The following is a 22,697-nucleotide window of genomic DNA, read 5'->3' on the forward strand; positions in this document are numbered from 1 at the left end:
TTGGCAGGTCTGACAGGGTTATCCCTTTCCGCAGCTGCATCCGGAGGAGAAAGCGCACAGTCGGAGCGTCTTCACGGGCGGTTGATGGCAATTTTTAACAAGTTGCAGGTGAGTTATTATTCGGCTGAGTATTCTTCGGTGAATATTGTAAATCATGCAGTAAAGGATGCTCTTGAAGTTTTGGAAGGAGATAAAATCTCCTTTAAGGACGGTTCCGGACAGTTGGTGCTTGAGTCAAAGGATGGGCGCAGGCTTGAACTTGATGTTGAAGAGACATCCAAGGCTTCCAAAATTTCCGATTATCTTGGCTCAGTTATTCTGTTTTTGGAGCATGAGTATCCTGATAAGGGACCGGAGTTCATTTTCAAGATTGTTGTGGACGGTGCCATGAACGAGCTTGATCCTCATTCCGAGTACCTGGATAAAAATGAGAATTCCAACCGAAATAACAATATTAAGGGCAAGTATGCCGGTGTCGGGATGGAAGTGACCAAAAGAGGCAGCAAGATTAAAGTCGTCGCACCGTTTGAGGGTGGGCCTGCCAAGTCTGCCGGAATAAAGTCCGGAGATATGATTTTATCCGTTGATGGAGAGTCTGTCAGAGGGATGTCTATTGCGGATGCAGTAAGTAAAATACGCGGGCTTGCCGGCTCAACTGTTGTGATTGCGGTCCGTAGTGCCGAAGATGGGAAGGACAGGGAGTTCAGTATAGTCCGGAAGCCCCTTACAGCAAAGCCTGTGCATGTGACTGAACTTGCCTCCGGATATGTTCATGCCCGAATTTCATGGTTCAACGATGATACTGCCAAGTTGTTAAGTTCCTTGCTTTCCGAGAGTGATACATCCAAAGGAATTATTCTGGATTTACGCGACAATCCCGGGGGAAGGGTGTCCGCCGCAGTGGAAGTTGCTGATTTATTCTTGCCAAGCGGTCGGGTTGTGCAGATTAAGGGCCGCAATAAAGCAGATCGCCGTGATTTGATTTCAAAAAGCTCTTTTTCTGACTACGATTGTCCTGTCGTGGTGTTGATCAATGCCAGCTCGGCGTCAAGCTCCGAGATTGTTGCCGGAGCCTTGCAGGACCGTGAAAGGGCACTTGTTCTTGGGATTCCTTCGTTCGGCAAGGGAACTATACAGACTGTGTATCCCTTAACCAGAGGGGATGCATTGAAGCTGACACGGTACATGTTTTTTCTGCCGTCCGGTCGGCAGGTTCAGACTATCGGTATTATCCCGGACGTTTATGTGCGTACTCCGGGCAAAGATATTCCAGACAGTGTAGAGCGGGAAAAAGATCTGGCTAATGCGTTCGATAGTGGAAAGCCTTATGTTACGGCGCAGAGGCCGTGCATTTACGTCGGGTCAACTTCTGACAAGGACGAAATGCTCGAAGTTGCTTTGCAGGTACTGATGAATGCCGGTGAGGGAGGCGTCTCTGGGCTTAAACGTGTGGCAGAGTCTCTGGCTGCAGTAAAAACCGCGCAATAGAGGGCGGAATTTGTCTGTTGAAATTATTAGATATTCACCAGCAGCATAGGCGTATACGTAAATACGTTTTAGTGTGCAACTGTTTCAGAGTTAAGGGGGATTTCCATCCCCTTTCTCATCCATTCCTCTGCCCTCTTTCCATCCCCCTTTCATACATTTTACCGATTGTTCCTGATCCGTTTTCCGCTAGAACTTCTCTCACGCCATGGTCATGAACCGTTTAGACCTGTTTTTCGATTTTAAATTCCGGGAGGGAAACAATGAAAGTTACGGTAGTTAAGGGCAGCGCCCGCAAAAAAGGTAATTCCAATGATATAGTGAATGCTTTCTGTGAGGGACTCGCCGAAGGCACTGAGGTTAAAACCTACGAGATGCAGAGCCTCAAGGTTTCCGGCTGTATAGGCTGTATGATCTGCAAGACTAAACTTGAACGTTGCGCCATCAAGGACGAGCTTTCCGGAGTCTATGATGATGTGCACGAATCCGATGTGGTTGTCCTTTCCACCCCGGTCTATTTCGGGGATGTGAACGCTCAGACAAAGATTTTCATCGACCGCCTGTACCATCTATTCACCCCCGATTTTCATGAAGGTATCGACGAGAACGGAAATGCACAGCCCGATCCCAGATACAGCCGTTTGAAAAGAGGCACAAAGCTCGTATTCATCGTAGCGCAGGGCAGTCCCTATGAAGCCAAGTATGCTGATGTGAGCGAACGTTACGAATTGTTTTTCAGATTTCTCGGCTTTGAGGAAGTACATGTCATTCGGGGAATAGGCGATCCTGCGTACAGACCTGATGACAACAACGCGCAGGACGCTTTTGCCCGGGCTCGAGCCCTGGGACAGGAGTTCTGTTTATAAATAAGGATATTAATTGGTAATGTTGAAACTGAAGTTTAAGGCGAATCCGCTGGGACCCGGCCTGAGTGCCCTGATCCTGCTGCTGTGTCTGGGCACGGTGTTCTATCCCTGCCCGGCCAGATCCGGTGATGCCATGCATTTTGCTGCCTACCACGGCAGGGCGGACAAGGTTCGCGAATATATAGACCGCGGGGTGGATGTGGATGAGCGCGACTCTTACGGCGCGACCGCACTGCACGCAGCCATGTTCCAGAACAATATCCGGATAATCCGGATGCTCATTGATGCCGGTTACGATGTGAATGCGCAGGGCACGGAAAATGGTTTCACCCCGCTGCACGATGCCGTCTGGGCCAACAACCTGCAAGGGGCAAAGCTGCTTATCGCTTCCGGTGCAAGGCTGGATATACGGGATAAAAAAGGGCAGACCCCTTACGATAAAGCCGTGGCTGAAGGGCGTACCGGAATGCTTGAGGTGCTTAAAGGGAATTAAAGATCGCAGTCTTTCACGGGAAGCGTAAGCGAAGAGCCTTCCGGTGAAGTTTATATATCGAGCCGCAGCATTTTTCTGGAATGCTGCGGCTCTTTGTTTTTGGATTGGAATATCCTTCTTTTTGGTTTTATTAATCTTTGCCTGTCAATCTTAATTATTATAGCCTTCCCGTATGCAAAACGGCTTTTCTCAGGCGTAAAATGATCGGGAAGGTGGCCCGTACGTGCCTGCACTGAAGCGTACTCGGAGGAAGGATGCCCCATAGCGAACCGGAAGGAAAAGATTGGATTTTTGAAAGATACTACCTGCTCCTGAAAATGTCCCGGATCAGGTCCGTTCTGGACATCGGTCCCGGTTGCGGAACCTATTCAAATCTTCTCAGGCCGCTTGACCAGAGCGTGCACTGGACAGGCGTGGAGGTCTGGGCCCCATACATCAAGCAGTTCGGGTTGGAAGAAAAATATGATCGGGTAGTGGTTTCGGACCTGCGCTACATCAATTTTACCAAAATCAGACAGCCGGACTGTGTGATTGCCGGGGATGTGCTTGAACACATCAGCGAGAAGGATGCCCGTATAATTTTAAGCGAACTGGTCAGGATTGCAAAAGTGATATTTGTTTCAATCCCCATCATTCACATGCCGCAGGGCGAATGGGGCGGGAATCCTTTTGAAGAGCATGTGGAAGATTCCTACTCGCATGAGCGACTTCTGAAAATTCTGCCTTGCGTCTGCGACTTTCACTGTGGTGAGCGCATCGGTTCCTACCTGCTCAGTAAGGATGTTGATGTTCATAAGATGTTGAATGAATGGAATAAGTTGAAAAAATGATGAGTCGACTTCAGCCGGCTGTTCAAGATATTCAGTAAGAATTTCACAGCGCGTGCAGGCGTTACGGCTGGCTGCTTTCAGTTCATTGAGAGTGACTGCTTGTTTTCGGTGAAGTTTATATATCGGGCCGTCCCTCGAATGAGGGGCGGCCCTTGCTGTTCTGTTATCCGAGCGCCACGTCGAGCATCATCATGATGGCAAAGCCGCAGATGCAGCCCATGGTGGCCTGATCTCCGTAGCCGGAAGCCTGCGATTCCGGGATTACCTCTTCGACCACGACAAAGATCATGGCCCCGGCTGCAAAGGCAAGCGCGTAAGGCAGTATCGGCTTGGCAACGATGACTGACGCAGCCCCGATTACCCCGGCGATTGGCTCCACAATTCCGGAAGCCTGTCCGTAAAGGAAGCTCTTCATGCGCGACAGTCCGAGCCTTCTTAGCGGAACGGACACGGCGGTTCCTTCGGGAAAGTTCTGTATCCCGATTCCCAGCGCAAGGGCGATGGCCCCGCCGATTGAAGCCGAATCGTAGCCTGCGGCAACAGCGCCGAAGGCTACCCCTACCGCCAGACCTTCAGGAATGTTGTGCAGGGTGATGGCAAGGACCAGCAGGATTGAACTGTTCCAGTTGGTCTCGACCCCCTCAGCTTCCGATCTGGGCATGTTGAGGTGAAGGTGGGGCAGAAATCTGTCCACCAGTCGCAGGAACACTGCTCCGCCTACGAATCCGACGGTTGCGGGGATAAATTTATACGCACCCATGTGCTCACTCATCTCAATGGCCGGGGCCAGCAGGGACCAGTAGCTGGCAGCGATCATTACCCCACCGGCGAAACCCAGCATAACGTCAAGAACCCTCTTACTTATGTCCTTGGCAAGAAAAACAACGGCCGCACCCAGCGCCGTGACCCCCCATGTGAACAGCGTGGCCAGAAGAGCTTGGGTGACAGGCGAAAGAGTCATGAAATAATCCACAGTCGACCTCCGTTTACGGAATTAATGAATCAATGCCACGGCTAGATAGTAACATATAGTTTTTCCGGCGCAATAATACTTTTGTCCTGCTGAAGATGAAAGTTGCCTTACAAATCTCCTTTTGAGCCTATGCTTGGAAATGCTGCAGGGGAAATGCACCCTCAATCCCTGTTTTGTGAGTCCGGTCATGAATGCGTTTTCGATGCTGCGATCCGTTGAATAACTCTCTGCATAGTTTCGTATATTCCTTGCCGTTTCGCTGTCGTTTTGCATTGATAACTGTAAAAACAGATGATTATGAGCAATCACTTTTGGCCCGTTCAGATGAATTTAAGCACAGTCCTGATGAGTAATAAACGGCGTGGTTGAGCCATGAATGTGAAAAAAAGAATTAAGATTTTGCTGTTGACGAACACCTTTTTCGGAGTATTCTGGTATGGAACCCTTTAACAAAGGAGAGTAGAAGTGACATACGAACTATACTTCTGCGCAGGTATACTTTTCCTGCTTTCCGTGTGTGCCTTTGCCAAGGCGGAAAAGTATGTTGAGGACCATGTTTTCGGAGCTCAAGGAAGTTTTAACGTCGTGAAGAATCTTTACCGCGGTAAGATGGAAGAGCTTGATCACAACAGCAGCGAATTCTACTGCTTTTTCAACAAGAGCGAATTCGATATAAAGTAAATATATCTTAGAAGCCTAGTCTCAAAGCCGAAAACCCCGTTCTCTCTAATGGAGCGGGGTTTTCGGTTTGATGCGGTCTGAACTGCTACTGCAAATATGTTTTGCGTGTACGTCAACTGAATATTTGAAGAATAAAAAAGAGTAAATGATTGTTAAAATAATTATGCTGAGGTATGTTAGTCCTGACTTGAAGGAACATCCTGATTGTTTGGCGTCCGGCCCTGGGCGGGTAGGACGATAGTCGGGCTGGGGCCGGAATTGGTCGGGCTCATTGGCATCGACGCAGACATTCAACAAATTACAGGAGATTTGTGAAATGAAAGCTGCATACGTAATCGTGGATGATAGTGGCAAAAGTGCTGGTGGCGGTTCCGGAATATCGTCCACTTCCAAGGAAAGTACCGGGGTGTACATGATTAATTATGAAACCGATTTTTCCAACCCGCCCGGAATAAGTGCAACCCCGTGGGGTAGCGGTACGATGTGTTCAGTGAATATCATGGCCGAAAATATGTGCGAGGTGTGTGTTACTGATCTTCAGGGTAATGCCATTGACAGCGGCTTTGCTTTCCTCGCTGTCGGGGACTAGGCTTTGTGGCTTTCGACCTGCTGACCTCATTCTTTCCTGAAAGCAGGCATGGAATGTTCTTGCTGTAGGTTGAAGCAGGCAACAGCCTGATGCCATAGGATATACCGGATAAGTCCCTCAGGATTTTAGAGCCCCGCTTTCATTCAGGAGCGGGGCTTTTTGTTTATGCATGGCATGGGTGCCGTGGTTTTAACATCTTTTATCTAATTAATTCTTTTGATTGAATTGCTTCAGCTTTAAAGCGGAGGATTGTGAAACAGTTCGCTTTTGCGTCAGTTCTGCCTTGAACCAGTCTTTATGGTCCATGCCAGCCCAACGTTTTTTGCTATGGACCGGACTTGATCATTGGAAGACATGAAGATGTCGACAGGATCTATGTTGCAATATAACATATTGATAAAATGAATTAAATATTAATTTATTTATCTCTTTAGATCTTAGAAAGTAGAATTTGTCCAAGTTAATAAATTATCAATGTAGAATGTAAAATGTGAAAAAAAGAATTATTACTAATATATTGACGAAGCGTATTTTGTGAGTACACTTATAAGTGAAAAGGGTCTAAAGAGGAGAACTACCATGTCACTTGAAATGTACTTTGCGATCGGCGTGTTGGCTTTTGTGTGCATAGGCATAGTTATGGAACTCGAAAGATACATTGAAATAAGGGTCTTTGGTAATACCAGAAGGTCTTATGATGCGTTGGAAAAGTTTTGTTCGACGCATGAGAAGCTCTGTCGCGGCAGTGACGATTTTTATTGCTTCTTCAGTAAGAACAGCCTCAGGAAGAAGTCGCGATGAGGCTTAATGCAAGTAAAAAACCCCGTTCTGGATTCAGGACGGGGTTTTTTGCTTGTCTAGCTGCCAATGGTCTTTATGGACAAAGAAAATTATTTTCTATAAATATAAAATGGAAGGTAATTTTTAACAGCACGGGATTTAATCCCTGAAAAGGAAGTGTGATGGCATTCGAACTCAAGCTTAAGCCTCTTTTGATTGTGTCCGCAGTCATCATTATTTCTGATCTTCTGTTCATCGCAGTGAACTATTATTCATCTCTCAATGCCATTCAGGAAGACACAAGGCGCTGGACCAGAGAGGTTGAGCATGTGTTTTTGCTTTCGCTTGAGAATAAGGCGACAAGCATGCAGCAACTTGCTTCGTTTGTTGCGAATATGCCGAAAGTTGAAGAGTTGTTTCAGGAGGCGGAAAAGGCCCACGAAACAAATATCAACGGAAAAAACGACGCTCTTCTGGCATCCCTCAGATCCAAATTATATGAATACGTGAAGCCTAGCTGGGTCGAGATGATGACCAATTATGACATTCGCCAGCTTCATTTTCATTTCGGACCGGGCTCCACATCCTTTCTTCGCGTGCATCGTCCTGAAAAATTCGGGGATAATATGGATCAGGTCCGGTTTACGGTTGTTGATGTAAACAGGCTGCATAAGTCGGTAAAAGGGTTTGAGACCGGAAGGGTCTATTCCGGTATCCGCGGTGTGGTGCCTGTGTTCGTAAAGTCTTCAGCCGGGCAATCGACGCAGATCGGGGCATTGGAAGCCGGAACGTCGTTCAAGGGGCTGTTGAAGGCCATACATGATGGGCAGGATTGCGAAATTGCGGTTCTGCTTACCAGAAACCATATTCAAAAGAATATGTGGCCGGATTTTATAAAAGACCATTTTAAGGATGACAGCAGAGTTGGATCATATTTTATAGAGAGCTCCTCCATCCATGATGCCGGGGCATTTCTTACCCAGAATCAGGTCCTCAAACTGCTGGAAACCGGAGCCGGTTCTGATTTCATAACCGGGAATCAGGTCTGGCAGGTCGGGGTTTTTCCTTTGCGCGACTACAGGAGCTCCCTTGATTCAACCCTCGATGCCTCGGGAGTAGTTGTCTTCTGGCGGGATGCAACAGAGCTGTGGGAACTCCTGCGCAGGGGATTGTGGATCAACATCCTGTATTCCCTGATTGCCCTGATTGTTGTCGAAACTGTACTTATATTCGGTTGGCGGCTTTCCCAGGACCATCTCAACAAAATTATTCACGAGCAGACCTACAAGCTGCGTGAAATGGCAACTCATGACGGTCTCACCGGGATATTGAACCGTAAGGCGATTGAGAAAAAAATAGTGGAGGAGGTCCGCCGGGCGGCTCGCTATGATTCGAAGTTTTCCATTATCCTGTTCGACGTGGATCATTTCAAGGCAGTGAATGATACATACGGGCATAACGCCGGAGATGAGGTCCTAAAGACGATCACCTCCTGTGTGTCGGGCCTGATCCGCACCGAGGATCAGCTCGGCCGCTGGGGCGGAGAGGAATTTTTGCTTCTGTCTCCGGAAACTCCGCTCAAGGAAGGAATTGTTCTGGCTGAAAGGATACGGAAGGCCATAGAGGAATTGGCTTATATCAGCGCGTCTCCGGTTACTGTAAGCCTTGGGATTGCCCAGTATCGTCAGGGTGAATCCGTTGAGGATTTTGTCCGCAGAGCTGACACGGCCCTGTACAAGGCAAAGGAGAGCGGGCGCAACAGAACCCGGGCTGCGGCCTGATATTAGCTTCGCAAAGAGGGCCACGCCGTTTTTTCTTTAAAAGCACAACGAAATTCGGACAGTTGTGTTCAACCCCTGCCCAACATACCTGAAAAGCGAAAAAATTTTTCTGCATCAGGCAATAAAAAAGGGCCGTCCATACGGGAACGGCCCATGATCAGACGTTGCTTTGATTGTATAAGGTTGCGGATAGACTGGTATTGCATCTGCTGTGTATCAGCTAAACACACCCGTGAGTCAGCCGGATGGTGTCCGCATGCAGCCGTGCCTTGGAGTAGAGCGCGATGGCCGCCACGGCACGGTCGCAGACCGGGAAGACCGGCAGGCCGTTTTCCATGAGCCGGTCACGCAGCGGGTCGAAAAGCCTGCCTCCGTCCACTACTCCCAGCAGCGGCTTGGGACTCTCGGCGGCGATCGCGATGATCCTGTTGGCGATGGATTCAGGGTCTTCCATGGAAAATTCCGGTTCCGTCGGCTCGGCAAGGGAGTGTACCACGGGCGAAAGCGGACCGAGGCTCACGACTATGGAATCGACCTCTGGGGCCTTGATGAGTTCCTGCACAACGCGGGCGTGGATCAGGTCGTCCGCACCGGGGGTGATGTCGAGGGGATTCTGAACCGTGACCAGCGCGTCGAGCCGTTTTTCCGCCAGAATGGCCCGAATGGCCGTCTTTGTTTCCCTGCGGAAGGCGGATAGCTCCATGTCGTAGTCGTCGGACTGAATGGAGTCGGCCATGCCCACGGCTTCGAACCCTGCACCGCTGACCGCGCCGAGGCGGTTCCCGGCGATGCATTTGCCGCTCAGCTTCTCGGCGAGCATGAACAGATCCTGAAATTCCTGAAATGTGCGGGCAACGATGGCCCCGGCCTGCTGCACGCAGCTTTCGCAGACCATGTAGTCCCCGGCAAGGGAGGCGGTATGTCCGCTTGTGGCTGTCTTGCCTTCCGGGGTGCGCCCGGCCTTGTAGAAAACCACTTCCTTGCCGCAGAGCACGGCCTGACGCACGGCACGGCAGAATTCCAGTCCGTCAAGGTCGTTGAACCCTTCGGCATAGATGGCGATGACGTCCACCTCTTCGGAATCCTTGAAATAGCGAACCATGTCGCCGAGGGTGAGGTCGGTCTGGTTGCCCATGGAGACCATGTAGGCCGGGTTGAGTTCCGGGCACTGGCTGGCCCGGTGCAGCATGAAGGCCCCGCTCTGGCTGATCAATGCGGATCGCTGGTACGCTGCGCTGCGTTTTCTGGGCATTTTTGCTTCGGGTATGAACCATGTGTCGTAGTTTCCGGGACGGGAGACAACACCCATGCAGTTCGCTCCGAGGAAGACGGGTCCGCCGCCGGGCTGGGCATGTTTTTCGTTGATGCGGGAGATGACCTGCTCGGCGCGTTCGCGGCTGTCCTCGGTTTCGCCCATGCCGCCGGGGATGAGCATTACGGATGCCGCGCAGTCAAGGCGCACAATCTCATCCACGAGGTCGGGAACATGCTTGGCGGCGATGGCAACCACGAAAAGATCCAGCTTGTGGTCAAGTGCCTCCAGCGATGGAACGCAGCGCACGCCGTCCAGTTCCGCTTCGCCTTCCTTGATCAGGACCACGTTTTCCCTGCTGAAACCTTCGGCAAGGATGTTTTCAAGGATGATGCGCCCGAAGTTGCGGCGAGTGGACGATGCGCCGATAATGCCGATGCGTTCCGGGTGCAGCAGGTTGCGGATTTTCTGCGCAGGGCGGGCCACCGGCATGGACTGCGGTTTCGAGAACCTGCACATGCCGTCCAGCGGGACCATGAGGAATTCGGTAAAGGCGAAGGGGTTGATTTCCAGCTCTTCGATGATGAATTCAGCGTCCGGGTTGGAGGGAGAAAAGCGTCTTCCCATCTCTATGAAGGAGTCGAAGCATTCGATGAGCTGTTCGTCGGTGACAATGCGCCGCTGGCCGCGGGTGAGTCCGGCCAGTTTCTTGTATGAAATGGTGTTGCGGAACAGTTTGAAGAATTCCCGTCCGTCCACCATTTCGGTGGAGGCCGCCACAATGGCTTGTCCCTTGCGGAATCTTTCGGCGTACAGTTCGGTGTCCGTTCCGCCCAGTCCCGCGCTGATGATGGTCCCGAATTCGCGGGTGCGCCTGAGGCCGACGATCAGTTCGTTTCCAAAAGAATCCGAATCCGGTGGCATGAACTGGACCTGCAGCACGCCCCTGAGGTCGCGGCTGACGGCCTGCACCAGTGCCTCGCCGCGCAAACCCCGGTACTGTTCGGGAGCGTGGTCGGGCTGGCGCTCGATCATGGCGGCGTAGTTTTCCGGCACTTCATACATCATGGCACGCACGGCGGAGCGGATTTTCGCGGCTTCCTTCTTCACAACGCGCACGCCGCCCACCTCGGTTTTGTGGATGATGGTGGGGGAGACGATCTTGAGAACCGTCTTTTCGCCGGGCATGGCGGTAAGTTCTTCATCGGAAAAACGGGCTCCGCGCGGCAGCAGGTTGGCACCCGGAGGAGTCTCTGCGCCGGAACTGGCCAGCAGGTTGTATACTTCGTATTCGAAAAGGTAGTCCCGGCCTTCATTCTCCGCGCTGCGGAACAGGTCGATTATGGCCTCAAAATCGATTTCACAATCTATGAACATGTGTTTGTCTCGCTGAAATAAATTAGTGGTGGCGCGTCCATGCGGACAAAGGACAGCTTATTGAAAGTATCGCAGGAGTAAAGGGGAAAATGGCCTTCGGGCTCCATCCTTGACCGAGATGGCCGATTGTATCATTCTTGGGATGTTGTGAGCAGAGATGAAGCCGTATACTTTTTTATGCTAAAGAAATAATTGGCACTGTAAAAAACATACAGGATGGGCATGGGTTGGGCAAACCATGTCCGCACTTTGCTGCATGTGTCTCCCTTTGATGGGGGGCGGCGGCTTCCCGGAAATGCGTGTTTCCGGGCAAGGCACCGAACCTTTACGAAGGAGATAATATGAATTTCATTCTTCGAAAATGATTGTGGAGAGAGTTGACCCCGGACCGGGGGGATCTCTTTTACCGATAAAGTGGCAGGAGGGAATTTAAATTAGTAACGAGCCTGACGAGAACGTATGTCCTATTGGGAAACCCCCCTTAAGATGAGGGATTTCCCGTTTTCATTATATGGGAGGGTGGTTATCTTTTCAGGGCCGCGAGGCGATCAGATATATTTGCAGGCCTGATGTCGCCTTTGACTTCATTGAGAGCATCGGCAATGAGTGAATTTCCTTTTTCATTGTCTGACGGGGCAAGCAATTTGGCTTTTGTGTTCATGGCATCGGCCTTGGCATTTGCTTCATCTGCTTCTCGTTGCATGGCGGAGAGGGCGCTTCCTATGTTGTCAGTTTCCTGACGAAGGCCTGCCAGTGTCGCGCTTTGTTCGGCGCGGTCTTGTGCTCTTTGCTGCTTGATTTTAGCCCGTTCCATTCCGCGTTTAGCCTGGTCCAGACTTTTGCGGGCTGTTTTGAGTTTGTTGGCAGCGGCCTTGGCAACATCTTCAAGCTCATTCATGAATTCTTTTGCCTCAACAGCTTCCAGCATTTCCTGTTCTATTTCAGGTTTCATTTCTTCCATTTCGGTAATCAGTAGATTCAATGCTTCCTCTATCTCTGCTGCATTGCCTGGATTCGCAGCAAGTTTTGTGCTCAGCAGTTCCGCTGCTTTCAGGCGTTGGTCGTAGAGGGCGTTAATTTCATCTGCTTCCTTCTGTTCCTTTTGATAGCTGAAACGGGCTTTGGCTATCTGCTGGGTGAGTTTGTCGAGCCGTTCTTCCATCATTTCTATTTCAGCGGTTGACGCAGCTTCAGGGTCCCAGCTTGCAATTATCTGCACAATGGATTTTCCGGCATCGCGGGTTTTAGTTTTGGTAAAATTCTTCATAAAATTAAAAAAAGACATAGATTCTCCACTATAATTTCGAGTTATTATCGGATGTATTGCCATAGCCTATGGAAATAATATTTAGATAACCGGGCCTGTCAGTAAATGAGTCTAATGCCTGTAGCGGGCATTCTTACTCCAGTCATGATGGAAATATGATCATCAGCAGGGGATGAGTATAATTCCGCAAGAAGGTATTCCGCCATATCATTCCCGGCATTCAATGTGCGTGCATACATCATTGTTTCGTGATGTATATTAATATGATCTGAACCATTGTTGAGTTTCTCGGTAAAAGATACCGGGGCAACATGCTGTGCTCCAGGCATCCAAAGTCTGTCAAAAATAGTTTCATTCAGTTCAAATGCTTCCCAGCCTATGTATCCTTCCTTTTCATCCAGCCAGAAAGCCCACTCTTCTTTTGATTGGGGGTAAATCCGGTCAAAGGGGATGTAAAAACGGGATTCGTATGAATTATCATCTTCTCCATGCATTATTTCAAGGACAGCTTCGGTTGCTATGTCTGTGCTAAGGTAAAGCCGGTCAATTCGTTCTCCTTCAATAATGGCAATTCCATGGGAGATTATATTGTATTCAGGCAATGGCTTGACTGTAACAAGATTCTCCTCAAACAGGAGAAATGTTGAAATATCAATCCCCACTTTTCCACCGATATTCATCCCAAATGGAATATCTTCATTGATATCCTGATTCGATGAGTTTTTTGTTACGTTATCAATCTTGTTTTTAAGTATGCGGCTTATTGTTTTCCATGATCCCATATTAATTACCTTTGGCTGCTATTTTTGAACGCATTAAAGCTTCGGCTTCTACAACTGCGGATGATAATATATTCAAATTCTCAACTCCGTTATTCATGATCCAGTCCGGATTGATAACCAATGCTGCTTCAACGGCAATAGTTTCAATGTCTTTTCCCCAGAACCAGCCTTTCTGAAGGGCAGGATATACTTCAGATGGAATTTTGATAAAACTGTATACTTTGTTGCCGTTTGAGTCGTTAATATTGTTAAAGTCCCAATCGTCTACGGTTATCAGGCGCAGTCCCGATCCGGAAGAAGCCATCGCTTCCGCTTTTTTCAGGAAATCGCTATTCAGGGCTGATACAAACATCATGACAGCATAGTCATTGTTTTTTACAATATCTAGAGCCATCTCGTAGCTGGCTGAGCGAGTGGGAATTTTTTTGTAGCTGCTGTCCAGTTCGCAGAATGACTCCCAGGTTATAGCTGTCCCGGAGTCTTTGGGGCCAGTGTAAAGTATATGTTTTTTCGGGTCGATATCCTTGACCGACTTGATCCCTGAAGCGCGATTGGCAATCATCTGTACTGCTTCAGGAAAAACGGCAGTCTGCATAGTTGTCAGATTGGTTTTGGGATTATTCTTTTTGAAAAGCAGAAAAGCATCGGACTGGACGATGGCTGCGTCAACTTCTCCGCTTTTGAGCAAATCCAGATTTTCCAGGGAACCTGAAGTATTGATCAGGTTGACATCAAGATCTTTAACCTTGTCTTTGATGAGTGTTCCGAAATAATTATAATTTCCGCTCTTGGATGCGGTTGCGAAGCGCAGAGTGGAAGGCGTTTTGGAGATGGCCGCCAGTGCTTCTGGAGCAAGGGCTATGCTGGCCGGAATTTCCGCAGGTAGAAAAGAAGTATCCAAAGGACCGTTCATTTGTTTCAGTTTGCTGTCCAACTGGTTGAGTTTTTCCTGCAGCTCATGGTTGTTTGCAGCCAATTGGTCAGCTTCGGCACGCCATTCTTGTATTCCGGGGTCAAGTTGGTGGTTATAAAAGGTTTCGGCGAATCCGGGTCTGGTGATGCTGTCAAGCATCATCCATAAACACAGTGAATCCCACATGCCGAAACTTGGTTTGGAGTTGTAAGTATAGCTGGGGGCTTTCCAGTCGCGTTTCGAATAGTATTGCGAACGAGCATATGCATCATTAGTAGAAGAGAATTTTTTTGTGCGCCTAACTTTATTCGTTAATTTTTTGTTTTTATAATCAATTTCCTGTGTGGTTGTTGTTTTGTTAAGCTTGGCTTTTGAGTCCTTGTATTCAGTATATGAATTTTTGGCAGTCTTTGCCGATTGGCTGTTTGAAATTTTATTATCAAACTTTAAGCTGCCAGTCGCTTTTGCCTTTTCCCCAGTTGAAGACGTTGATGAAGAAATGTTCGAGTTGACGGGGGTGGATGTAGATGAGGATTTGTCCGGTTTGCTGTAGGGGGATAAACTGGTGCTTTTTATAGTGGATTTAGAGGGTTTTGAATACGAAACACTCGATTTGGTGCTTTTTTCTGCAGGCTTTGAATAACTCGTTCCCGATTGACTGGATGAGCTGTATGTTCCACTTACACTTTTGCTCCCCTGTACTTTTGATGTAGGTTTTGAATATGAGCTATAGGATTTAGCCGAACTGTATGATTTAGATGACCCGTATGAACGCCATTTCGCTTCTGCTCCATTTGCTCCGGTAAGAAAAGCCAAAGCGACGAACAGGATAAGACAGGTGGTTAATTTAGTGTGTTTCATTGTCTGGTTCCGGTTGAAGTTTGTTGCAGGATAATACTCAAGCATTCCATCTTATATTTATGCATTGTTTTTCCCGTTTTTGGAGAAGATGGAGCATCTCTATTGTCTCGGAGTGCTTATGGTTTTATAGTTAACTCCCGAAGCTCACTCGACTGACAGGTGTTAATTTAATATAATTAATCAGACGGAAATCTTTAGCAAAATCAAGTTGGGTTATGCAACCAATAAGAATTGTGTGCGTACAGAAAATAATGTTTGAGCAAGGTTGGAAGGTTGATGTGTGCGGTCCTATGATGCTGGCAGAATGATTTAGCTTTAAATACGTAAAATCAATTTTGTTGGCTTTTAAAATTGTCTCAGGGGCGAGGAAGGGCACAATGAAAAATATCTCGAAAATATTATTCAGCATTATGCTGCTTCTGGCACTTAACGGCTGTTCGTCCGGCGATTGGCGGACCGCCAGCCGGGAGCCTGCGGGAATCGCGCCTGATCCGGCCTCTACGCGCGAGGCTGTTGTGCAGGTTTATGCTGCACCTGCGTGGGGCTGGCGCGGCTGGTTTGCTGTGCATACGTGGATTGCCGCCAAGAAGACCGGGGCCGACGGGTACACGGTCTATGAAGTCATCGGCTGGCGGCAGAGTCGGGGGCTGCCGATCGTGCGTATAGAACGCGATGCGCCGGATCGTTACTGGTTCGGCAGGCAGCCCGAGCTTGTGGCTGATTTTCGCGGTCAGGGCGGTGATGAACTCATTGCCCGGATAGACGCAGCCGCACGCAGCTATCCGTGGGGTGACACCTACAAGGCTTTCCCCGGACCAAACAGCAACACCTTCACGGCATGGGTTCTGGAGCAGGTGCCGGAGTTCAAGGTCGAGCTGCCGTTTTCCGCCATAGGAAGCGGATTTCGGGGTTGATTTTTTCCCCACAAAAAAGGCCGGAACTCAGAAGCTCCGGCCTTTTGATTTTTATCTGTCAGACAGCGTGAGGGGCTGATCAGCCTTTCATGTGTTCCGTCATGCTGTTCAGTATTTTGATCTGCTTGGTCAGGTCGGCCACAACGGTTCTGGAGAGTTTCATTGCGTGTGAGGTTTCCGTTGAAATCTCGCTGATGTCGGTGATGCTCCGGTTGATTTCCTCGCTTGCGGCGCTGTGCTGATCCGCGGCAGTGGCGATGGACTGAACCTGAGCGGTAGCGTCGTTCACCAGCGTCACGATCTGGCGCAGGGAGTTACCGGAGGCATTGGCAAGCTCGGTCACTTCCGCGATGGTTTCCACTGACTTGACCGTGTTGCTGATGTTCTTGCGGGCTTCTTCCTGAATGTTCTTGACCGCGTTGGCAACATCGTTGGTCGCGCTCATGGTCTTTTCAGCCAGTTTGCGGACCTCATCCGCTACAACAGCAAAGCCTCGTCCTGCATCACCGGCACGGGCAGCCTCAATGGCGGCGTTCAGGGCCAGCAGGTTGGTCTGGTCGGCGATGTCGTTGATCACGCTGATGATCTTGCCGATACCTTCGGCCTGCTCTCCGAGAGTGGTCATGTCGGTCATGAGGGTCTTGGCCTGAGAGGAAACTTCCTCGATGCCGTCCACTGCGCGGTATACGACTTCCGCGCCGCTTTCCGCCATGTTGCGGGCCTTGTCCACGGCCTGTGCGGCATTTGCGGCATTGCGGGCCACTTCCATTACTGTGGCGTTCATTTCTTCCATGGAGCTGGCGGTTTCTTCCACCCGCTTGGCCTGTTCCACGGCCCCGACGCTGGACTGTTCGATCTGGACCATGAGGTTTTCCGAAGCTTCGGAAACGGAGTCGACAACGTGGTCGAGCTGTCCGGCGGCCTCAAGCAGCTCTGCTGCCTTGGATTCGGCAAGCTCGTTTGCGGTGCGGGCTTCGCTGGTGGCCTGCATTGCTTCCTGCGCCTTGCGGGCGGCATCCTGTTCTTTGCGGGTAATTTCAGCGATATTGTTCTTCAGCGATGCGGCCATTTCGGAAAGGGCTGTCTGCAGCTCGCCGAGTTCGTCCTTGTAATTGACGTTGAAGGTCGTGTCGAATTCTCCGGAAGCTATTCTGCTGGCTGCTTCCTTGGTCTCAATGAGCGGGGCTATGATGCTGCGGGACACAATGTATCCCAGCGGCAGGAGGACAAACAGGAAAAGTGCTGCTGATGCCCCGGCCTGAAACCACATGCCCTTGGTGTTCATTTCTTCCATTTCTTTTTTGATTTCTAGGGCGTCACGGTCGATGTTGTCGATGTAGATGCCGGTTCCGATCCAGAAGTCTGTTCCGGGAATCATGGCTGCATATCCTATCTTGGGCATGGGGCCTTCAACACCGGGCTTGCTCCAGGTGAAATGTACGAAATCTCCACCTGACCTTGCTGCTTTGGCCAGCTCGCGCACGGAGTAGACTCCGTCCTTGCCCTTGAGGTCGCCGAGGTCCTTGCCCTGCAGTGCGGGCTTTACGGGGTGGGCAACGTTCACGGTGTCACGGTAGATGAAATAGTATCCGGAAGAGTCGTCTTCAAAGAAGGCGTTTTTGATCATCTCCCTGAAAAGAGCGATCTTTTCCTGCTCGTCAGTAATGCCTGAGGTGGCGCTGGAAAGAGCGGCGGCCATGGAGGTGACGGCAACTTTGATCTTGTCCTTCTGAGCGTCGAGCATGATTTCCTGAGTCTTACCGGCTTCCATTTCGGTAAGTTCATATGATGAATAGACACTGATGCAAATAGTTATCAGTGACGTTAATATGGCAATAAAAAATAGTACAGCCAGTTTGCTGCGAATGGAAAGGTTGTTCACAACATTTCTCCTGGGAAGGTAGCTCCGGCAAGGGAGACTAATTGTTTGGGAAAGAAACTTTCCTCTGGGAAGGGGGTTAAAAAGATTCAGTCAGAAGCAGGTAGCATTGATTTGATTTCAATCGTGTTAAAAAAATGCATCTGTTGAGTGTCTTTGAAATGCTAATACAGTTCAATTATAATGTGTCTGCCCGCAATGTTTCCGGGCCCTGATAATTCAATACGTTTCGAAAGACGCATTATTGCGGTTTGAAATTGCTGCCTTGTTATTTATGCTAATGAAACTGATAGTCACTGTCAATTTAAAATTACAGCAGTAATGATTATCGCCACGGAACTAGAACAACTCATCAGAATAAATCAGGTTTTGCCAGCTGCAAGCCGCAGTCTAAGGCCGTTCTGTCCACAACCTTGCGGACGTCTCCGATGCATCAGCGGCCGCTTGGATTTTTGACCGCACAATTGCAGCCGGAGGCTCTCTTTTGCGCGGCGATGTATTCCATGATGGTGGAGCGCCCGTTTTCACGCAGGTCCTTTACGATGTCTTCTTCGGTGAATTCGAAGCAGTAACAGACGTATTTTTTTATTTCTGGCTTCATGCGTTGATTGTCTGCTACTTTGGAAGCGCGGTCCAGCTGAAATGATGTGCTGTGCGCGGAACATCGGTACGTTGGCCCTGGAGTGGAAGACTGTATCCTGCTGCCGGTAATCGTGGAGGATGTTTAATCCGTACCCGGTCCGTTTTGAAGTATGTGCTGAATTGACAAGGAATTTGAGGTGTTGCGTATTCCAGTGTCGTATCTTGCTTTCATCATGCTGTGCTGTGCCCTTGTTGCGGGGTGCACGCCGGAGGATGAGGGGCAGGGAATGCAGATCACCGAATTGTCCCAGCTTTCAGGCAGGAAAGTCGGGGTGATTACGGGGTCCATTTTTGACGGTGTGCTGAAGCGGCATATTCCATCAGCCGAGCCGGAGTTCTTTGATACTTTCCCGGATCAGGTCCAGGCGCTGAAGACTGGAAAAATATCAGCGTTTTTTACCGATGATACAGGGATGCGTGATCTGCTGGCACACACCACCGGCCTGCTGTATCTGCCGGACCCGGTGGAGTCGGACGAGCACGCATTTGTCTTTGCGAGGTCCCGTCAGGCATTGCAGCAGCAGGTAGATGTAGCTCTTCGCGAGATGATCCAAAGCGGTCTTGCCGGGCAGATCATTGAAAAATGGTCCGGTCCGGACGGGGCTGCCGCCGAACTGCCAGAACTCCCGCAGGAGGGAAAGCAGGGCGTCCTGCGGTTCGCAACGCAGATAACCTGTCCTCCTGCTGCCTACATCAGGAACGGCCGACCGGTCGGATATGAAGTCGAACTGGCCCTGCGCGTTGCAGAGGCGCTGGGTCGCAGGCTTGAAGTCATCATTCTTGATTTCGGCGCGCTTATTCCTTCACTGGTATCAGGTAAAAGCGACATGGCCGGAGGGTCCATCTCTGTAACCGAGGAACGCCGCAAGTCCGTTCTTTTCAGCGTGCCCATCTACACGGTGCGCATAATCGTTGTCGTTCCCGACACTCAGGAAGAGTCCCTTGCCTATTCCGTGTTGTCCGAGGTGCGCGAGAGTTTCATCCGGACCTTTCTTGTAGAAGGGCGCTACCGTCTGGTGTTCAAGGGGTTGTGGACAACTGTTCTGATTTGTGTGCTTTCCGCTGTTTTCGGAAGCCTGCTTGGCGCGCTTATCTGTTCTTGCCGCAGGTCCGGTTCTCCGTGGCTGAGCGTGCCCGCCCGGATCTATATCCGTGCGATACAGGGGACCCCGATCGTACTGCTGCTGATGATTCTCTATTACGTAGTCTTCAGCGGGCTTGCCCTTGACGGAGTCTATGTCGCCGTCATCGGCTTCTCCATGAATTTTGCTGCATATGTTTCAGAGATGATGCGCGCCGGTGTCGAATCAGTGGATAAGGGACAGATTGAGGCGGCCGCGGCACTCGGTTTCAGGCCCATTCATGCATTTATACGGGTCGTGATCCCGCAGGCAGCACGCTATGTGCTTCCGGTGTACAAGGGCGAACTCATTTCCATGCTGAAAATGACTGCGGTGGTGGGTTATATAGCCATTCAGGACCTCACGAAGATGTGCGACATAATCCGCAGCCGTACCTACGATGCTTTTTTCCCGCTCATAGCCACCGCCTGTATTTATTTCGTTCTTGCGTATCTGCTGATCTTCCTGCTCACTCTGCTTGAGCATTCGATCGACCCGAAACGACGCCAGCGGATGGTGAAAGGAGTAACAGCCCGATGATAAAGGTGCAGCACCTTGCCAAGTCCTTCGGTCCCGTGGCTGTACTGAAGGACGTGAACGCGGAGATTTCCGAGGGAGAAGTCATTTCCCTTATCGGGCCTTCAGGCGCGGGTAAGAGCACTTTCCTGAGGTGCATCAATCTTCTCGACCACCCGACAGGCGGCAATATCATTATCAAGGGTAAAAACATACTGGACAAAAATGCCGACATCTTTGCCTTGCGCAGGAAGGTCGGAATGGTGTTTCAGTCCTTTAATCTCTTCTCGCACCTGATGGCCGTTGAGAATGTCATGCTGGGGCCGGTCAGTCTTCTGAATATGCCCCGGCAGGAGGCCTTTGATGAGGGGATGAAGCTTCTTGCCCAGGTCGGCCTTGAGGAGAAGGCCTATTCCTATCCCGATGAGCTTTCCGGAGGCCAGAAGCAGCGGGTGGCCATTGCCCGCGCCCTGGCCATGCATCCTGAAATTCTGCTCCTTGATGAACCTACTTCAGCCCTTGATCCGACCATGGTCAGCGAAGTTCTGGCTGTCATTCGCACGCTGGCAACCCGGGGAATGACAATGATGATCGTCACCCATGAGATGCGTTTCGCGAGAGATGTTTCCACGCGCGTGTTTTACATGGATGAAGGAGAGATATACGAGGAGGGGACTCCTCAACAGATTTTCAATAATCCGGTAAGGGAGAAGACCCGTCATTTCATCCACAAGATCAGGACATTCTCTTTCACACTGCGCGCAGGTTCCTTCGACCTCTGCGCACTGCATGGAGATATCGAAACCTTTGGCCGTAATCAGTTCATTGCGCACAGGCAGATACTCACAATCCAGTTGGTGCTTGAGGAGCTGCTCCTGTTTTACCTCCGGGAAAGAAAGGAGCAGGACGTCAACATCTCTGTCACTGTCAGCTACGCGGAAGAGAAAAAGGAAATTGCGGTCAATGTGGAATGTCCGGGCAGGCCTTTTGATTTCTCAGGGCACGACGGAGATCTCTCGATGAAGATTGTGAGGTCCCTTACGCATGTTGCCCGCTTCTCTTTTGAGAACGGCAGGACCAGCCTGTCACTTATATTGTTATTGGACAGTTGTGGCTAGAGTTCTATTTTTGAGGAGTAGGTTTTCTCTATGTTATTTGCTTCCGGGATTGCGGAGCCTGAAAAGTAAAGTGCACAGCCCAAACAGAATCCATTCAATGCTGAATCCGGCTGTAGGGTTCAGAACGCAGCCTGTTCCGCCGGAGTCGGAGGTTCCAAGAGCTGCCGGGTCCTTTATCTGGCCGAGGGTTCTGTCCTCGTCGTATATTCCGTTGTCTTTGACGACAAAGTTTACGTAGTAGTTCGTCCCTGATGTGAGTGTTGTGTCAGATGAAAGATAGTTGCCGCTTTCGTCCTCCAGCCACCATGTGCCTTCAGTCTCCGGATCTGCTACAGGGGCGTAGCTGCCATAATACATGCTGGTTCCATTGGTGGTGAAACACTTGAGCAGAGTGTAGCTGCCGGCAGTTCCGTTGAGGGATGTTGAATTGAAGGAGAAAACTCCGTTTGCCCCGTTGCTGCTGACTGTTGCTTCAAATTCCGCAAGCGGAGTTACTTTTGAAAATGAGACTGGGGGAGCAAATGCGGACTGGAATACGGCAGCTGAAGTAGCATTTTCCGTTGAGGACGTTACCGAAACAGTAACGCCGCTCTGCTGCTGATTGGCAGGTCTTACGTAACCGTTACTCTCAACTGCAATGCTGAGAGCACTGCTTAGCCCTGTCGCAGTGAAGGTTCTATCGGGTGAGACGTTTCCTGTTGCGGCTATGCCGAAAACCTCTACAGCTTTACTTGCGTAACTGTAGTTGGCAACATAAATACTGCCGTTGAGTACGAGCAGTGAGTGTGCTGAGCTTATACCAGGGTTTGCTCCGGATATTGTTGTGGTCGGGGAGACTGCTCCGGAGGAACTTGCAGGATAGGTGTCTATCTGGTTACTATCTGATACATATATAATGCCATTTGCAATATAAAGTCCTCTTGGGCCAGATAATGATCCTGAAACGTCGATGCTTCGCTTTTGGGTGGCAGCAGCTGTTCCGGATGCCGTCAGATCGAAAACGAGTATAACGGTGTTTGACTGCAGTACGTATAATTCACTGTTGTATACTGCGCAGGCATATGGGATGCTGGTGAATCCGGTAATCTCCCGGGTCGGGGCGACGTTGCCGGAGTCGGATGTTTTAAAAACTTTTATTGCTCTTTTTGTTTCATCTGCACAGTAAATATAGCCATTGTCTATGACAATGTGTCTAGGTTGTGAGAAATCTGCGTTGCTGCCAATTATCTGGCGTGTGGGTGCAGTATCGCCGCTATCTGTTGTTTTAAATACGGAAATAGCGTCAATGTTATCATCAGTAACGAAGATCTCATTGTTGTACACTGCTAGCCCATAAATCCAATCAGGATTCAGAGTTGTGGAGTTTCCAAGTATTGTTCTGCTAGGAGCAACTGTTCCACTGGATGAAGAATCAAAAGTATATATTTTAGCTTGTGATCTACTTAAAAGGTATATGTCTGTTGCATGTGAAATGCAAGGTATGCTGAATATAACAGAAAGCGCAGTCAAAATTATGCATGTGTGTACTCGCATTGTTCGTGCCCTCCTTTGAGAAAAGTACACATTTTGTTTTTGTT

Annotated in this window: 18 protein-coding genes; 10 read left to right on the forward strand and 8 right to left on the reverse strand. The window is 49.8% G+C overall.

Going from position 1 to position 22,697, the window contains the following annotated elements; all coding sequences use genetic code 11:
* The first annotated feature begins 84 nt into the window (after positions 1-84).
* The 4 genes from N7E73_RS15715 (at position 85) to N7E73_RS15730 (ending at position 3,674) form a co-directional block, all read left to right on the forward strand.
* On the forward strand, positions 85-1,488 hold the full coding sequence (locus N7E73_RS15715) for a S41 family peptidase (RefSeq protein WP_432735852.1): 1,404 nt from the start codon (positions 85-87) through the stop codon (positions 1,486-1,488).
* Between the two features lie 260 nt (positions 1,489-1,748).
* On the forward strand, positions 1,749-2,351 hold the full coding sequence (locus N7E73_RS15720) for a flavodoxin family protein (RefSeq protein ID WP_432735853.1): 603 nt from the start codon (positions 1,749-1,751) through the stop codon (positions 2,349-2,351).
* A 19-nt stretch (positions 2,352-2,370) separates the two neighbouring features.
* Complete coding sequence (locus N7E73_RS15725; RefSeq protein WP_432735854.1) at positions 2,371-2,844, forward strand: ankyrin repeat domain-containing protein; 474 nt, start codon at positions 2,371-2,373, stop codon at positions 2,842-2,844.
* Between the two features lie 254 nt (positions 2,845-3,098).
* The gene (locus N7E73_RS15730; protein WP_432735855.1) at positions 3,099-3,674 is read left to right on the forward strand and encodes a class I SAM-dependent methyltransferase; all 576 of its coding nucleotides are present in this window, start codon (positions 3,099-3,101) and stop codon (positions 3,672-3,674) included.
* A gap of 163 nt (positions 3,675-3,837) precedes the next feature.
* Here the strand turns inward: N7E73_RS15730 and N7E73_RS15735 are convergent, their stop codons facing one another.
* The gene (locus N7E73_RS15735; protein ID WP_432738880.1) at positions 3,838-4,635 is read right to left on the reverse strand and encodes a ZIP family metal transporter; all 798 of its coding nucleotides are present in this window, start codon (positions 4,633-4,635) and stop codon (positions 3,838-3,840) included.
* Between the two features lie 477 nt (positions 4,636-5,112).
* Between N7E73_RS15735 and N7E73_RS15740 the strand changes: the two genes are divergently transcribed.
* From N7E73_RS15740 to N7E73_RS15750, 3 genes are all read left to right on the forward strand, one after another.
* Positions 5,113-5,328: a hypothetical protein gene (locus tag N7E73_RS15740; protein WP_432735857.1), complete on the forward strand. Its 216-nt coding sequence runs from the start codon at positions 5,113-5,115 to the stop codon at positions 5,326-5,328.
* A gap of 316 nt (positions 5,329-5,644) precedes the next feature.
* A complete protein-coding gene (locus N7E73_RS15745) occupies positions 5,645-5,917 on the forward strand; it encodes a hypothetical protein (protein WP_432735858.1) in 273 nt (90 codons plus the stop codon).
* A gap of 962 nt (positions 5,918-6,879) precedes the next feature.
* Positions 6,880-8,478 carry a diguanylate cyclase gene (locus N7E73_RS15750; RefSeq protein ID WP_432735859.1) on the forward strand — a complete coding sequence of 533 codons (1,599 nt, stop codon included), beginning with the start codon at positions 6,880-6,882 and terminating at the stop codon, positions 8,476-8,478.
* Positions 8,479-8,698: 220 nt separating this feature from the next.
* Here N7E73_RS15750 and N7E73_RS15755 read toward each other — a convergent pair whose 3' ends face one another.
* The 4 genes from N7E73_RS15755 to N7E73_RS15770 all read right to left on the reverse strand — a co-directional run bounded on the left by N7E73_RS15755 (position 8,699) and on the right by N7E73_RS15770 (position 14,930).
* On the reverse strand, positions 8,699-11,107 hold the full coding sequence (locus N7E73_RS15755) for an acetate--CoA ligase family protein (RefSeq protein ID WP_432735860.1): 2,409 nt from the start codon (positions 11,105-11,107) through the stop codon (positions 8,699-8,701).
* Positions 11,108-11,630: 523 nt separating this feature from the next.
* Positions 11,631-12,392 carry a hypothetical protein gene (locus N7E73_RS15760; protein WP_432735861.1) on the reverse strand — a complete coding sequence of 254 codons (762 nt, stop codon included), beginning with the start codon at positions 12,390-12,392 and terminating at the stop codon, positions 11,631-11,633.
* Positions 12,393-12,472: 80 nt separating this feature from the next.
* Positions 12,473-13,156, reverse strand: coding sequence for a DUF2491 family protein (locus N7E73_RS15765; protein ID WP_432735862.1), 684 nt, complete (start codon positions 13,154-13,156; stop codon positions 12,473-12,475).
* 1 nt (position 13,157) lies between these two features.
* Positions 13,158-14,930: a TAXI family TRAP transporter solute-binding subunit gene (locus N7E73_RS15770; RefSeq protein WP_432735864.1), complete on the reverse strand. Its 1,773-nt coding sequence runs from the start codon at positions 14,928-14,930 to the stop codon at positions 13,158-13,160.
* A 377-nt stretch (positions 14,931-15,307) separates the two neighbouring features.
* Between N7E73_RS15770 and N7E73_RS15775 the strand changes: the two genes are divergently transcribed.
* Positions 15,308-15,844, forward strand: coding sequence for a DUF3750 domain-containing protein (locus tag N7E73_RS15775; RefSeq protein ID WP_432735865.1), 537 nt, complete (start codon positions 15,308-15,310; stop codon positions 15,842-15,844).
* A gap of 79 nt (positions 15,845-15,923) precedes the next feature.
* On the opposite strand, the gene N7E73_RS15780 is transcribed toward N7E73_RS15775, so the two are convergent.
* Both N7E73_RS15780 and N7E73_RS15785 read right to left on the reverse strand, forming a co-directional pair.
* On the reverse strand, positions 15,924-17,726 hold the full coding sequence (locus N7E73_RS15780) for a methyl-accepting chemotaxis protein (protein WP_432735867.1): 1,803 nt from the start codon (positions 17,724-17,726) through the stop codon (positions 15,924-15,926).
* 430 nt (positions 17,727-18,156) lie between these two features.
* Complete coding sequence (locus N7E73_RS15785) at positions 18,157-18,324, reverse strand: hypothetical protein (RefSeq protein WP_432735868.1); 168 nt, start codon at positions 18,322-18,324, stop codon at positions 18,157-18,159.
* Between the two features lie 178 nt (positions 18,325-18,502).
* Between N7E73_RS15785 and N7E73_RS15790 the strand changes: the two genes are divergently transcribed.
* Both N7E73_RS15790 and N7E73_RS15795 read left to right on the forward strand, forming a co-directional pair.
* Positions 18,503-20,026 carry an ABC transporter permease subunit gene (locus N7E73_RS15790; RefSeq protein ID WP_432735869.1) on the forward strand — a complete coding sequence of 508 codons (1,524 nt, stop codon included), beginning with the start codon at positions 18,503-18,505 and terminating at the stop codon, positions 20,024-20,026.
* A complete protein-coding gene (locus N7E73_RS15795; RefSeq protein ID WP_432735870.1) occupies positions 20,023-21,120 on the forward strand; it encodes an amino acid ABC transporter ATP-binding protein in 1,098 nt (365 codons plus the stop codon). The genes N7E73_RS15790 and N7E73_RS15795 overlap by 4 nt, the downstream gene beginning before the upstream one ends.
* 33 nt (positions 21,121-21,153) lie before the next feature.
* Here the strand turns inward: N7E73_RS15795 and N7E73_RS15800 are convergent, their stop codons facing one another.
* Positions 21,154-22,653 (reverse strand): hypothetical protein, encoded by a 1,500-nt coding sequence (locus tag N7E73_RS15800; protein ID WP_432735871.1) that lies wholly within the window; start codon positions 22,651-22,653, stop codon positions 21,154-21,156.
* Positions 22,654-22,697: the final 44 nt, after the last annotated feature.

Origin of the sequence: Maridesulfovibrio sp. FT414 (assembly GCF_050916235.1) — a bacterium.
Lineage (GTDB): Bacteria > Desulfobacterota > Desulfovibrionia > Desulfovibrionales > Desulfovibrionaceae > Maridesulfovibrio.

Excerpts from the sequence above, each read along its gene's own strand:
- N7E73_RS15715 (WP_432735852.1), top strand. The coding sequence starts at position 85 with ATGGCAATTTTTAACAAGTTGCAGGTGAGTTATTATTCGGCTGAGTAT.
- N7E73_RS15720 (WP_432735853.1), top strand. The coding sequence starts at position 1,749 with ATGAAAGTTACGGTAGTTAAGGGCAGCGCCCGCAAAAAAGGTAATTCC.
- N7E73_RS15725 (WP_432735854.1), top strand. The coding sequence starts at position 2,371 with ATGTTGAAACTGAAGTTTAAGGCGAATCCGCTGGGACCCGGCCTGAGT.
- N7E73_RS15730 (WP_432735855.1), top strand. The coding sequence starts at position 3,099 with ATGCCCCATAGCGAACCGGAAGGAAAAGATTGGATTTTTGAAAGATAC.
- N7E73_RS15735 (WP_432738880.1), bottom strand. The coding sequence starts at position 4,635 with ATGACTCTTTCGCCTGTCACCCAAGCTCTTCTGGCCACGCTGTTCACA.
- N7E73_RS15745 (WP_432735858.1), top strand. The coding sequence starts at position 5,645 with ATGAAAGCTGCATACGTAATCGTGGATGATAGTGGCAAAAGTGCTGGT.
- N7E73_RS15750 (WP_432735859.1), top strand. The coding sequence starts at position 6,880 with ATGGCATTCGAACTCAAGCTTAAGCCTCTTTTGATTGTGTCCGCAGTC.
- N7E73_RS15755 (WP_432735860.1), bottom strand. The coding sequence starts at position 11,107 with ATGTTCATAGATTGTGAAATCGATTTTGAGGCCATAATCGACCTGTTC.
- N7E73_RS15760 (WP_432735861.1), bottom strand. The coding sequence starts at position 12,392 with ATGTCTTTTTTTAATTTTATGAAGAATTTTACCAAAACTAAAACCCGC.
- N7E73_RS15765 (WP_432735862.1), bottom strand. The coding sequence starts at position 13,156 with ATGGGATCATGGAAAACAATAAGCCGCATACTTAAAAACAAGATTGAT.
- N7E73_RS15770 (WP_432735864.1), bottom strand. The coding sequence starts at position 14,930 with ATGAAACACACTAAATTAACCACCTGTCTTATCCTGTTCGTCGCTTTG.
- N7E73_RS15775 (WP_432735865.1), top strand. The coding sequence starts at position 15,308 with ATGAAAAATATCTCGAAAATATTATTCAGCATTATGCTGCTTCTGGCA.
- N7E73_RS15785 (WP_432735868.1), bottom strand. The coding sequence starts at position 18,324 with ATGAAGCCAGAAATAAAAAAATACGTCTGTTACTGCTTCGAATTCACC.
- N7E73_RS15795 (WP_432735870.1), top strand. The coding sequence starts at position 20,023 with ATGATAAAGGTGCAGCACCTTGCCAAGTCCTTCGGTCCCGTGGCTGTA.
- N7E73_RS15800 (WP_432735871.1), bottom strand. The coding sequence starts at position 22,653 with ATGCGAGTACACACATGCATAATTTTGACTGCGCTTTCTGTTATATTC.